The organism is Pseudomonas sp. BP6 (assembly GCF_017875935.1).
Lineage (GTDB): Bacteria > Pseudomonadota > Gammaproteobacteria > Pseudomonadales > Pseudomonadaceae > Aquipseudomonas > Aquipseudomonas putida_Y.
In genome coordinates this window covers 5,900,140-5,913,057 of record NZ_JAGINI010000001.1, presented here as the reverse complement: position 1 = coordinate 5,913,057, position 12,918 = coordinate 5,900,140, and the positions used below count along the sequence as shown (strand labels likewise).

9 protein-coding genes and 1 riboswitch are annotated in these 12,918 nt (G+C 62.1%); of the genes, 2 read left to right on the top strand and 7 right to left on the bottom strand.

All coding sequences use genetic code 11. From position 1 onward, the window contains the following. Position 1 precedes the first annotated feature (1 nt). The 4 genes from J3A98_RS26725 to J3A98_RS26710 form a co-directional block, all read right to left on the bottom strand. On the bottom strand, positions 2-610 hold the full coding sequence (locus tag J3A98_RS26725; RefSeq protein ID WP_209969701.1) for a YqiA/YcfP family alpha/beta fold hydrolase: 609 nt from the start codon (positions 608-610) through the stop codon (positions 2-4). Positions 611-852: 242 nt separating this feature from the next. Further along, positions 853-1,653, bottom strand: coding sequence for a 3',5'-cyclic-AMP phosphodiesterase (gene cpdA, locus J3A98_RS26720; protein WP_209969699.1), 801 nt, complete (start codon positions 1,651-1,653; stop codon positions 853-855). 85 nt (positions 1,654-1,738) lie between these two features. Beyond that, entirely contained in the window at positions 1,739-2,191 is a 453-nt protein-coding gene (locus J3A98_RS26715; RefSeq protein WP_176683124.1) for a DUF1249 domain-containing protein, read from the bottom strand. Continuing rightward, positions 2,182-2,799, bottom strand: a complete 618-nt coding sequence (locus J3A98_RS26710) for an NUDIX domain-containing protein (RefSeq protein WP_021783858.1) — start codon at positions 2,797-2,799, stop codon at positions 2,182-2,184. The genes J3A98_RS26715 and J3A98_RS26710 overlap by 10 nt, the downstream gene beginning before the upstream one ends. A 185-nt stretch (positions 2,800-2,984) precedes the next feature. Here J3A98_RS26710 and J3A98_RS26705 point away from each other — a divergent pair, with 185 nt between their 5' ends. Continuing rightward, positions 2,985-3,731: an RsiV family protein gene (locus J3A98_RS26705; protein WP_176683123.1), complete on the top strand. Its 747-nt coding sequence runs from the start codon at positions 2,985-2,987 to the stop codon at positions 3,729-3,731. Here the strand turns inward: J3A98_RS26705 and cytX are convergent. Next, on the bottom strand, positions 3,700-4,983 hold the full coding sequence (cytX, locus tag J3A98_RS26700; protein ID WP_209969696.1) for a putative hydroxymethylpyrimidine transporter CytX: 1,284 nt from the start codon (positions 4,981-4,983) through the stop codon (positions 3,700-3,702). The two genes, J3A98_RS26705 and cytX, sit on opposite strands and share 32 nt — an antisense overlap. 144 nt (positions 4,984-5,127) lie before the next feature. Then, positions 5,128-7,008, bottom strand: a complete 1,881-nt coding sequence (gene thiC / locus J3A98_RS26695; protein ID WP_021783856.1) for a phosphomethylpyrimidine synthase ThiC — start codon at positions 7,006-7,008, stop codon at positions 5,128-5,130. Between the two features lie 154 nt (positions 7,009-7,162). After that, a riboswitch (TPP riboswitch) is annotated at positions 7,163-7,269 on the bottom strand. Between the two features lie 160 nt (positions 7,270-7,429). Here thiC and J3A98_RS26690 point away from each other — a divergent pair. Beyond that, on the top strand, positions 7,430-8,863 hold the full coding sequence (locus J3A98_RS26690) for a TolC family outer membrane protein (protein WP_021783855.1): 1,434 nt from the start codon (positions 7,430-7,432) through the stop codon (positions 8,861-8,863). Positions 8,864-8,993: 130 nt separating this feature from the next. Here the strand turns inward: J3A98_RS26690 and J3A98_RS26685 are convergent, their stop codons facing one another. Next, entirely contained in the window at positions 8,994-12,884 is a 3,891-nt protein-coding gene (locus J3A98_RS26685; RefSeq protein WP_348635634.1) for a S8 family serine peptidase, read from the bottom strand. Positions 12,885-12,918 lie beyond the last annotated feature (34 nt).

Here is a 12,918-nt window from a genome sequence, read left to right as displayed (position 1 = left end):
GTCAAAATACAGAAAAATCGAGCGCCGCATACTGCCCACGGGCAATGCCGGCGAACGCCAGCAGTGCCGGCAGGCGCTCGGCGAAGCCCTGGAAACTGTGGTCGCCACCGGCCTGGATACGCAGGGCACAAGCACGGTAATAGCGCTCGGCGTGTCGGTAGTCCAGGGTTTCATCGGCGGTCTGCAGCCACACTTGATAGCGGTCGGCATCGGCCGGGGCCGCGACTTCCAGTTCGGCCAGGGCCTGCACGTGATCGTGGGTCAGCTCCCAGGTTTCACCGCTGTAATGATTGCGCTGGGTGCCCAGGTAACCGTCGAAATGCTTGTGCGGGGTTACCGCCGGGTTGACCAGCAGGGCCTTGAGGCCATGGCGCTCGGCCAGATGGGTGGCATAGTAGCCGCCGAGCGAACTGCCCACCAGCAGTGGCGCACCCAGTTCGGCGATGGCCGCTTCGAGCTGGGCCATGGCTTGCCGTGGGTGGTGGTGCAGGGCCGGCACTCGCAGCTGTTCGGCCAGGCCGAGCTGCTGCATGACTGCCTCCAGCTGACGCGCCTTGGTCGAAAGCGGCGAGCTGTTGAAGCCATGGATATAGAGGATGGAACCCGACATGCTGCCCCCGGAATCTGTGGCTTCGCGCCTGATAATGCGGGCGCAGGGACGCGCAGTGTAGCGCGTTCGCCGGGTTTTGGCGCCGCACAGGGGTTTTAGCAACAAATTCTTCAACAGCTTTGAAAGTGCCGGGGGTGCTTTGCGCCCCTGTCGCGACACAAGGCCGCTCTCACAGGGGTACGCGATCTCCTGTGGGAGCGGCCTTGTGTCGCGATAGGGCTGCGCAGCAGCCCCCAAAATCATCAATAGCCAGGGCTATCGAAGTCGAGCTGCACCTCGAAATCCAGCGCCCGCTCCACCCCGGTCTCCAGCCGCCCATCGGCATGCAGGCGCAACCAGCGGTACCCCGGATGCTCTTCGCTCACCTGGAAGTCTTCGCTGCGCGCCGCGAACTGAATGCAGGTCGACGGCGTGGCCAGCAGGCGCCGCCCCCCTCGGACTTCATCCCATTCCTGATGCACATGCCCCCATAACAAAGCCCGTACCTGTGGATATCCTTCAACGATATCGAACAGCGCCTGGGCATTGCGCAAGCCGATCGGCGCGATCCAGGCGCAGCCGATGTCCACTGGCTGATGGTGGAAGCACACCAGGCAATGCCGCTCGCCGGCCTCTTTCAAGGCGGATTCCAGTACGGCCAGCTGGTCATCTTGCAGAAACCCGTGGGTAGCACCCTGCACGGCGGTGTTGAGCATGACCACCCGCCATGCGCCAATATCGGTCACCGCCTGCACCAGTTCCGGCGCCACCTGCGCCATCACCTGAGCCTCGTCATGGTTGCCCGGCAGCCAGCGAGTGGGTACGGCAAACGGTGCGGTCAGCTCCCGAAACGCTTCATAGGATGCCACGCTGGCATCCTGGGACAGGTCGCCCGTGCACAGCAGCAAGTCGACAAGCGGCTGCTCGCGCCGCACCTGGGCCACCACGTGGCGCAGGCTGTCGCGGGTCTTGAGGCCCAGCATGCTGCCAGCCGGGTCAGCGAACAGGTGGGCATCGGTCAGTTGCACCACGTGCACAGGGCGGGATTGGTCTGGCGGCGACAACGGCCATCTCCTCGAATGGATTCAGCGGGGATTATGGCTGTGCGACGGTGACGAGCAAACACCCGCAACCGACTCACGTCACAATTCAGCGAACACTTGCCAGTTCGTGGCCGCAGGCCAGGCAGTGGCTAAGCCATTCACCCAGGAACAGGTTGAGCTGGGCCTTTTCGTCCGGCTGGTGCATGGCGTCGTTCGGATACGGGTAGATGCTGCGCAGGCGCCGGGTGTGTTCGGCACTGACCACTTCGGCCATACGCGCATCGTGATACACCTGCACTTCCAGGTGTGGCACTGGCAACCACGGCAGGCTGTGTTCCTGGCGCACATGCAGGGTGGTGGTGTACGGGCAGGCCAGCACCACGTCGATTACCAGCACGCCGAGCATCTGGTCGCCCTGGGTCATGCCGATGCGGCGCGAGCTCTGGGTGGTGCGCATGTCGGGCAGCAAACGCATCAGCCGGGCATAGTTGGCCTCGCAGGCTGCCTGCAGCCCGACCAGGTCAACTCGATAGCGCTCGCGCAGCAGGTTCACTTCCACATACCTCTTACTTCGTCACGGTTCAGCGCCAGCCATTGCAGGCCAATGATGGTGGCCGCATTGCAGATGCGCCCGTCGCGCACCGCCTGCAGGGCATCCTCGAACGACCACACGCGTACGCGAATGTCTTCACCCTCCTCTTCCAGGCCATGCAGCCCTCCCGCGCCCTCGCTGCTGCAACGGCCGAGGAACAGGTGAACGTATTCGTCACTGCCGCCAGGCGACGGGAAGTAGCGGGTCATCGGCCACAGGGCGCTGAAGGTCAGGCCGGCTTCTTCTTCAGCCTCGCGATGGGCGACTTCCTCGGGCTGCTCGTCTTTGTCGATCAGCCCGGCAACCATCTCGATCAGCCAAGGGTTGGCGACCTTGTCCAGTGCGCCCACGCGGAACTGTTCGATCAGCACCACTTCATCGCGCGCAGGGTCGTACGGCAGCACGCATACCGCATCGTGGCGCACAAACAGCTCGCGACTGATCTCGCGCCCCATACCACCGGCAAATAGCTCGTGACGCAGGCGTAACTTGTCGAGCTTGTAAAAGCCCTGGAAGCAATTGGCCCGCTCGATGATTTCGAAGCCCTTGGGCACAGCGTTCAACGCGTCTGACATGGAAATCCTCATTACCTCGAATACTGCTTCGCGCCATCCTACTCCGCACGCCTGTTGGTTTCATCCCTTTCCAGCAACCGCTGGCGCACTCGGGACAGCAGCCCTTCACTCTGTTAGCTTAGTGGCGAACTGAAGGCCGCGCAGACGGTCAAAGGCCGACTTTTCCCTGTTCTGCAAGGATCATCATGACACTTGTCAAACTGACTTCCGTGGCCGTGCTGGCACTCGCTCTGGGCGCCTGCCAGAGCCTGTTCACGCCCAACTACCGGGCCCCGCTCGAGGTCAAGCGCGACGCCTGGGAGCATGTCAAACCCGGCTGCAGCGAGAGCGACTGCCCGCTGGTGAACATCGACATGATCCACTTCCCGGCGCTGCCCAAGCTCGACGGCATCGTCGAAAAACGCCTGCTGCAACTGACCGAAGACAATCAGCATGGCACCGCACCAGGCACCCTGCAGGCCTACGAACAGCAATATCTGGCCAGTGCCGACAAACGTAACAGCAGCTACTTGCAAGCCAAGGTACGCGAGCAGCATGACGGGCTGGTGATCATCGAGTTGTCCAGCTACCTGGACAGCGGTGGCGCCCACGGCATGCCCGGGCGCGGCTTCATCAACTATTCACGCAAGCTGGACAAGGTGCTGACCCTGCAGGACATGCTGGTGCCCGGCCAGGAAGACACCTTCTGGAAAACCGTCGAAGAATCGCACCGTGCCTGGCTGATGAGCGTGGGTATGGACAAGGATGCCGAGTTCGTCAAGACCTGGCCGTTCAAGAAATCGCCGCACGTCGCCCTGACGTACGGCGCGGTAGTGGTCAAGTACGAGGTCTATGCCATCGCGCCCTATTCCATGGGCCACGTGGAACTGAAGATCCCCTACCCGCGCCTGAATGGCGTACTCAAGCCTGAACTGTTTCCCGGCCGCGGCTGAGGCTCAGTAACCCATGCAGCACACCTGCCAGCAGCAATGCGGGCAGGGTCGCGCCCAGTTCCGGCGCCTTGGCGGCAATCAGGTGATAGGCTACCGCCCCGGCAAACCAGGCCACCAACGCCTGCCAGTGCAAGCCATTGACCTGGGCTGGCAAACGGCGTCGACGGACCACGTAGTGGTCCATCAGCACCACACCGAACAGCGGTGCGAACACCGAGCCGATCAGCAACAGGAAGTTTTCGTACTGTGCCAGTGGCGCCAACAGGGCGATCAGGGTGCACAACACGCCGATGGCCAACGCCAGGTGCTCGACCTTCAGCGGTAGCAGCACACCGGTGGAAACCGCCGCCGAGTGAATGTCGGCGAAGGCCTTTTCCGACTCGTCCAGCAGAATAAGCAGCAGCGGAATCCCCATGCCGGCGCCCGCCAGGGCCAGCAGCAAGGCATTGACTTCGCCACTGGCGGCGAACGCCAGCGTGTACGCCACGCCCAGGCTCATCAGCCAGGTGTTACCGATGAAGTAGCCAACGACCGTACCGCCGAACACATGCTTGCCATTGCGGGCAAAGCGCGAGTAGTCCGCGATCAGCGGCAGCCAGGACAGCGGCATGGCGATGACGATATCGAAGCCAACCGCCAGCGACATCGAACCATCCCCGGCACGGTTCCACAGCTCCGCCAGGTCGGCCTTGGCGAACAGGTTCCAGGTCAGCCAGAGGCAGGCGCCCAGCAACAACCAGATGCCCCAGGCGCGCAGCACCTTGCGCACGAAGGCCAGTGGCCCGCTGACAGCCAGCAGGGTGGCCAGGGCACCGACGCACAGGGTCCAGAGCATGGGGCTGTTCCAGGCACTTTCCTCACCGAACGCCCGTGCACCCAGCAAGCTGGCAGCATCGCGCATGACGATGATCTCGAAAGCGCCCCAACCCACCAGTTGCAGCAAGTTGAGCAGCGCCGGCAAGCGCGCGCCATGGCTGCCCAGGCTGAGTTTCAGGGTACCCATGGCGGACAGCCCAGTGTCACTGCCGATAACCCCCGCCGCACCCAGCAACAGCACACCGACACCGGTGCCCAGGGCGATGGCCAGCACCGCGCCAGCAAGGCCCAGACCTGGCGCCAGCATGGCACCGACTTGCAGCACCATCAGGCCGATGCCGAGGGAAAACCACAGTGAGAACAGGTCGCGAGCACCGAAGATGCGCTGCTGGATGGGGATTGGATGGTCGGGAGAGAACTGGCTGGGTGATGTCATTGTCATGTCCGCAGGAATGATGGTGAGTGGCATGCACCACCCTGTGGGAGCGGGCTTGCCCGCGAACACCGGCAAAGCCGGTGCCATGCACCGCAGTGCTTGCTTCGCGGGCAAGCCCACTCCCACAGGGTAAGGTGCTGCGGTTTAGACTTTGTGGTACAGCTGGCTGCCTTCCTGGCGGAACCGCTCGGCCTGCTCACGCATGCCTTGCTCGACCGTCACATCCACGGCCTCGATCTTGGCAGCGTACTCACGCACTTCCTGGGTGATCTTCATCGAGCAGAACTTCGGCCCGCACATCGAGCAGAAGTGCGCGACCTTGGCCGATTCCTTGGGCAGGGTCTCGTCGTGGAAAGCACGGGCGGTGTCCGGGTCGAGGCCCAGGTTGAACTGGTCTTCCCAACGGAACTCGAAACGCGCCTTGGACAAGGCGTTGTCGCGAATCTGTGCACCCGGGTGGCCCTTGGCAAGGTCGGCGGCATGCGCGGCGATCTTGTAGGTAATGATGCCGGTCTTGACGTCGTCCTTGTTCGGCAGGCCCAGGTGCTCCTTCGGCGTGACGTAGCAGAGCATGGCGCAACCGAACCAGCCGATCATCGCCGCACCAATGCCCGAGGTGATGTGGTCGTAACCCGGCGCGATGTCGGTGGTCAGTGGGCCGAGGGTGTAGAACGGCGCCTCGTCGCAGCACTCCAGTTGCTTGTCCATGTTCTCTTTGATCAACTGCATCGGCACGTGGCCGGGGCCTTCGATCATGCATTGCACGTCGTGCTTCCAGGCAATCTTGGTCAGCTCGCCGAGGGTTTCAAGCTCACCGAATTGCGCGGCGTCGTTGGCGTCGGCAATCGAGCCAGGGCGCAGGCCGTCGCCCAGCGAGAAGCTGACGTCGTAGGCCTTCATGATTTCGCAGATTTCGTCGAAGTGGGTGTACAGGAAGTTTTCCTTGTGGTGCGCCAGGCACCACTTGGCCATGATCGAGCCACCACGGCTGACGATGCCTGTGACGCGCTTGGCGGTCAGGGGTACATAGCGCAGCAGCACACCAGCGTGGATGGTGAAGTAGTCCACGCCCTGTTCGGCCTGCTCGATCAGGGTGTCGCGGAACAGTTCCCAGGTCAGGTCTTCTGCCACACCGTTGACCTTTTCCAGGGCCTGGTAGATCGGCACGGTACCGATCGGCACCGGCGAGTTGCGAATGATCCACTCGCGGGTTTCGTGGATGTGCTTGCCGGTGGACAGGTCCATGACCGTGTCCGAGCCCCAGCGGATGCCCCAGGTCAGCTTGGCCACCTCTTCCTCGATCGAGGATCCCAGGGCGCTGTTGCCGATGTTGCCGTTGATCTTCACCAGGAAGTTGCGGCCGATGATCATCGGCTCGACTTCCGGGTGGTTGATGTTGGCCGGAATGATCGCGCGGCCACGGGCGATTTCCTGGCGAACGAATTCCGGGGTGATTTCTTTCGGGATGTTGGCACCGAAGCTGTGGCCGGCATGTTGCTCATTCAGCAGGCCGGCGGCGCGGGCCTCCTGTAGCTTCATGTTTTCGCGGATGGCCACGTATTCCATTTCGGCGGTGATGATGCCCTGACGGGCATAGTGCATCTGCGAGACGTTGGCGCCGGCCTTGGCACGACGCGGGTTGCGCACATGGGCGAAACGCAGCTTGGCCAGCTCTGCATCGTTCAGGCGCTGCTGGCCGAAGTCGGAGCTCAGGCCTTCCAGGCGCTCGGTGTCACCGCGGGCTTCGATCCACGCCGAACGCACATCGGCCAGGCCTTTGCGCACGTCGATGATCACGTCGGGGTCGGTGTACGGGCCAGACGTGTCATACACCAGCACCGGGGCGTTGGCCTCGCCGCCGAAATCGGTCGGGGTGTCATCCAGGCTGATTTCACGCATGGGAACGCGGATGTCCGGGCGCGAGCCTTCGACATACACTTTGCGCGAACGCGGGAACGGTTGTACGGACTGCTGATCGACTTGTGCCGATTCGCTGAGGTTGATCGTTTTTTCTTGTTTGGTCATCACAGGCTCTCCTGACGGCTTCCTAGCAGTGGAATGTCGGGGTGAACCTGAAACGCGCGGACGCACCCTCTTTGGGTGCAGTGCCGGATATGGGGGTGCCTGAAGCTGTATGCAGCTGTGACAATCCCGGACCTGGCACAAGAGGCTCCCCGGGAAGGTGAGCAATCTTGTTCCCTACGCAGGCGCTAACCTGATCAGGTTCAACGGGATCCGCACCTCTGCGATCTCAGCCTTTGCTTCAAGGCACCCCGACAAGAACATGCGCAGTCTAGACTGGAGTGGTCAGCAAAGCCAAGCAGGTAAATGCGCGGATGATGAAAGGCACACCGAGCGATTGTTGCCGGGTGCGCATGGCACTACACTGGCCCATCGCTCGATACTCAACAGTTCAGTAATTAAATTTCGTACAAGGATTGCCTCTATGCTGCGCAAACTCTCACTGGCGATAGCCGTGTCTTGTGCGTCCAACGGAGTGGTCTGGGCAGCGGACGTGCCCTCGACAGTCAAGACCGATCTGGTCAGCGTCTACCAGGAGGCAGTGGACAACAACGCCGACCTGGCTGCCGCACGCGCCGATTACGGGGCGCGCCGCGAAGTGGTGCCGCAGGCCCGCGCCGGGTTGCTGCCAAACCTGTCGGCCGGTGCCGAGATGATGAACACCCGCACCAAGCTGGACGAGCCGTCCATGACGTCCAATCGCAGCGGCAACTCCTGGAGCGCGACCCTGGCTCAGCCGATCTTCCGCGCTGATCGCTGGTTCCAGTTGCAAGCCGCCGAAGCCGTCAACGAACAGGCAGCCCTGGAGCTGTCGGCGACCGAGCAAAACCTGATCCTGCAAACCGCGCAAAACTACTTCGCCGTCCTCCGTGCCCAGGACAACCTGGCCGCCACCAAGGCAGAAGAAGCTGCCTTCAAGCGCCAGTTGGATCAGTCCAACGAGCGTTTCGACGTGGGCCTTTCGGACAAGACCGACGTGCTGCAATCCCAAGCCAGTTATGACACTGCACGCGCCAACCGGATCATCGCCGAACGCCAGGTGCAGGATGCCTTCGAGGCCTTGGTGACCCTGACCAACCGTGAGTACACCTCTATCCAGGGCGTGGTGCATAGCCTGCCGGTACAAGTGCCAACGCCCAACGATGCCAAGGCCTGGGTCGAAACCGCCGGGCGCCAGAACCTCAACCTGCTGGCCACCAACTACGCGGTTTCTGCCGCAGAAGAAACCCTGCGTCAGCGCAAGGCCGGGCATGCACCGACCCTGGATGCCGTGGCCAAGTACCAGAAGGGTGACAACGACAGCCTTGGCTTCACCAACCCATCGCAACTGGGGGTGCGCTACAGCGGCGACGTCGAGCAGACCAGCGTTGGCCTGCAACTGAATATCCCGATCTACAGCGGCGGCCTGACCAGCTCGCAGGTACGCGAGGCTTACCAGCGCCTGAGCCAGAGCGAGCAACAGCGTGAAAGCCTGCGCCGCCAGGTCGTGGAAAACACCCGCAACCTGCACCGCGCAGTGAACACCGATGTGGAACAGGTACAGGCGCGCAAGCAGTCGATCATTTCCAACCAGAGCGCGCTGGAAGCCACCGAAATCGGCTACCAGGTCGGTACCCGCAACATCGTCGACGTGCTTGATGCCCAGCGCCAGCTGTACACCTCGGTGCGCGACTACAACAATAGCCGTTACGACTACATTCTCGACAACCTGAGCCTGAAGCAGGCAGCCGGCACCCTGAGCCCGCAAGACCTGCAGGACCTGAAGCGCTACCTGAAACCTGACTACAACCCGGACAAGGACTTCCTGCCACCGGACCTGGCGGCAGCAGCGGCCAAGAACTTCGAGCGCAGGCCTTGAGATAGGGGCTGGACTCTTCGCGGGCTTGCCCGCTCCCACATGGTGCCAAGCCTGAAGGCATGATGCACCTGTGAGAGCTGGCTTGCTGGCGATAGGCCTCCAATATCACTCCAGCCCTGAACGACAACGCCTAGGCGGCTACGGCAATCGTCGAGTCAATGCGTTGCGCCGACATATCACCGATAAGCATAGGCCCCGAAGGTTCAGGGGCGAACGCAGCCATTGCATCAACAAGATTCCCCAGGTTCGGTAGCGAGTGCTCGACAGCAAACAGCGACGCCCCTGCGGAAAGGGCTGAAACCTCTGGCACGGCAACCGCTTCAGATGTGACCATTGCCGGCTGCGCAAAGATAAAGTCCTCCGCTGTCACCTGCGCAACTTCGAGCGCATCCAGGTACAGCATCTTCACAATACCTTCCTGCCCCGGCACTGCCTGGGTATCAACGGCTACACCGTGGATCTGCGCAAAGTCATTGAGTTTGAAGCGCTGGACTTTGCTGACGTGCAGATCCTCGAAGCGACTGATGCCTACCTGGGTCAGGTCAATCTTGTCGATACCGTGTCGGAACCCCCGAAGGGTGTTCTTGTAATCGCTCACACCTTCTTGTTTTGTCACCAGAAACACGCTGGGCGCAACCGTCGGCGGGGAATATATCGTGCCTGCCAACGAAGCCACCAACTGCCCGGAGGCGTCACTGGCAAGCGACACGCCACCTGCACCACCGGTAAGCAGAACATTCGCGCTGACAGGCGGGGTCGTCTGCTCTTCAGGGCTGCCCTCGAAATAACCTGGTGCAGCGGTGAAAGCGTCAAGGAAACGGAAGTTCGCTGACCGCAGTTCGGCAATCGTAGTGTCCGCAAGCGTCAGCTTCTGCCCACTGCCAAGGTCGAGCACAGTCGAATTGCCGTCCTGTTGCACCTGCAAGTCAGTAAACCCTGAACCACCAAAGCCGACCAGGTCGATCACCTCACGCGAAGTCTCGAACTGCTTGAGTACATCGTTACCGCCTGCACGCCTGTGGATGACAAAGCGGTCGGTACCCTCACCCCCCTTGAGGAGATTGTACCCACGGCCACCATCCAGTAATGCCCCTGCGGGCCCGGCAATCAAGGTATCGTCGCCATCACCACTGATAAGGTTTTGCACCGAACCAGGGGCTATGGTGAGCGCCGCACCGGCAATACTGGCGCTGCCGCTGGCCAGATCCACCGAGATACTGCGACTTACTGCAGCCGCGTTCAACGTATTGCGCCCGCCAGCGGTGCCGCTGATGGCATCGTCAAGCTTCGCGCGCCCTGGGTTTTCTGCCACCAGGTTCGCGTAGTCGTCGGTGAAGTAATAGACATCATCGGTGGTGCCGGGGCTGCCGACGAGGCGCAGCGTCCAGCGATCAAGCGTTAGCGGTAAGCCAGCAACAGCATTACGCACCTCAAGCTTCCACTCCCCAGCCGAGCGCTCTGCGCGATGATGGGTCGACATGAACCCATATTTGAACGCCCCTGAACGCGAATCGCCCAGATCGTCATCACCCGAGCCCGGCGCCTTGCCTGTGCGATCGAGCAGTACGCTGCGCGTGCCGCCAGGCGACACCAGCGTGAGCGTCATGTCGCCAAGGCGGCCGACCATCGAGTGGACATCGACCTCCACATGCTCCACCAGCAAATCAGCCGGCAGGGTCAAAGACAAAGTCGCAACCTGCCCCGCCGCAACCTGTTGAGCCACTGGTGCACTGCTGGCTGTCAGCAGCCGTTCATTGGCCTTGGTCGCCCGGCTCCCCCAGGACTCGGCAAGGCGCACCGCGGCGCGGGCGTCGATCATGCCAAAGCCGTAGTCGTGGCTGGCGTGCATGCCACCGCCATTCCAATTGCGCCCTGCGTTGTAAGCCCATTGGGTTGATGCGTCATCCACTTTGCGCGCAGACAGTGCGAGGATCTGCTGAACATCCCGGTAACCCAACCCCGGGTTGGCCTGCAACATCAACGCCACCACGCCTGAGACGATCGGCGCGGCGAAGCTGGTGCCCTGAGTCGTGCTGTAGGCGCTGCCGACCGACGCACCGCGCTCCGCTTCAAGGCTGACGCCACTGGATAAAACATGGCTCCCCGGTGCAGCGACCAGCAAGCTGGAGCCTGGATTGGAAAAGGGTGCCGTGGCAGCTTGCAGTACCGAGAGGTCTGCCTTTGCGTTGATGGCCGCCACTTCAATGGCGTGGCGGTTGTTGTTGGTCAGCGAGCCCTGTGCACTACCGCCTTTATGGCGCTGGTTGCCACCAGAGGCGACGACGATGGTGCCTAGCCCGCCACGGCCGTTGGTGGCGGCAAGCGTAGTGCTGAATGCCAGCGCCAGAGCAGTATCGACTTTTCCTTCTGGAACATTTGTAAGTCCGAAGTCCGTTTTGAAACCCCAACTGTTGTTGGCTATGTCGTAGTTGACCATTTGCCCCAGATTGGTCAGGTCATCGCCTTTGTTGGCCAGGTAATGCCCGCCGATCTTCGCATCATATGCGATGCCGATCCCTCCTTGATCATTGCGCGCGCCAACCATGACCCCAGCCACTTGAGTGGCATGATTGGACGCCAAAGCGGGCAGCGTGCCATTGGTGCGTTGGGTGTGCAGCCAGATGGGATCGATATTCGGCTTGAGATCGGGGTGCCCGATATCGAAGATTTCCGGCGCCACGGCAAACTCCCCACCCGGCTCGAACTGCCCTATCCTCACCCCCTTGCCCGTGAAGTCACGCCATACCGGCGCGACATTGATCTCGTCCAGATACCACTGCCGCCCCGACAGCGGGTCAGCGGGGGATTGTTCATGGCGCAACGTTACCGTTGCCCGCAAGGGTGCTGATGCAGCACTGCCCACCTCGGTCACACTCATGGAGGCGTTGCCGGCAGCATCGACCAAGTCGTAGCGGAAACTGACATCACCGTCATGGCCTGGCAACGGCGTGACCTCCACATCACCCTGCTCATTCAGCCGCACTGTTGCACCCTTGCCAGCGCTGACTGAGGCGATGCGCAATGGCCCGCTGCTGCCAAGTGGCTGGTCATTGCCCAGCAGCGCCGTTGCAGGGACTATCAGCGCCGTGTCAGTGGTGGCGAATGTAGCCAGTTGCTCAGGCGAGAGCCTGTCGCCGATTGGCATGGCGCCCCCGCCGAGAAGATCGATGGCAGCGATGTCGGCGAAGCTGAGTTTCTGGATGTTGCTCAAGCTCAGACGGCCATCTCGTCCCGCCACGGTGTCGGTGATCAGGTGGCCCGATTCGGTACGTGTGATCAGGTACTCGTCGTGAGCACCATGCAAACTGACCAGGTTGGTGCCCGCGCCTCCGTCGATCGTGGCATCGCCGCGTCCGGCCTCGATCACGTCATCGGCAGCACCGCCCGTAATCCGATCAGCGCCACCACCGGCGTAAATGATACTTCCGCCCGCCGAGGCCCGGATGCGATCCCCCTTGGGGCCCGCATAGATCACCGACTTGCCGGTACCGCCAATGATGTCGTTACGGCCTGTCCCCCCCACAAGCACATCGTTGCCGCCCCCGCCAATCAGCAAGCTGTCGCCCGAGCCGCCCTTGATGAATACTCCGCGTTGACCGCCGCTGGCGATGATGTCCTTACCCCGCCCGCCTTGCGCGATGGTCAGCCCGGCCTTGGCCATGTTCAGCCCAACGCCATGCTCCCCCACGATCAGTGCCGTGTCGCGCCCACCATTGCCCTGCATGTTCGCCCAATCGTCGCTGGCACTGATCACGAATACATCGTCGCCCGCCCCGCCGTGATAGGTGTTGCTGCCACCGCCACCAACCAGCCAACTGCCCTCTGGAGCCGCGGTCAAGACATCATCGCCCGCGCTGCCGTACAGCGTCTGTACGCCGAGCGCTGCGGCGTCCAGCGTGCTTCCTTGAGCACTCTGGCTGATGTAGGCCCTTCGGGAAGTGGGCCCGCTTGACGAAGTGAGTAGAGTGCCACCCTCCTGGGCCTCGATCCGATTACCGACGGTATCGGCGAGAAACCTCACCGCCAGTACTTCCCGGTCCTCACCATTGACAGTG

Coding starts and splice junctions, on each gene's coding strand:
- J3A98_RS26725 (WP_209969701.1), bottom strand. CDS start 610: ATGTCGGGTTCCATCCTCTATATCCATGGCTTCAACAGCTCGCCGCTT.
- J3A98_RS26710 (WP_021783858.1), bottom strand. CDS start 2,799: ATGTCAGACGCGTTGAACGCTGTGCCCAAGGGCTTCGAAATCATCGAG.
- J3A98_RS26705 (WP_176683123.1), top strand. CDS start 2,985: ATGACACTTGTCAAACTGACTTCCGTGGCCGTGCTGGCACTCGCTCTG.
- cytX (WP_209969696.1), bottom strand. CDS start 4,983: ATGACATCACCCAGCCAGTTCTCTCCCGACCATCCAATCCCCATCCAG.
- thiC (WP_021783856.1), bottom strand. CDS start 7,008: ATGACCAAACAAGAAAAAACGATCAACCTCAGCGAATCGGCACAAGTC.
- J3A98_RS26690 (WP_021783855.1), top strand. CDS start 7,430: ATGCTGCGCAAACTCTCACTGGCGATAGCCGTGTCTTGTGCGTCCAAC.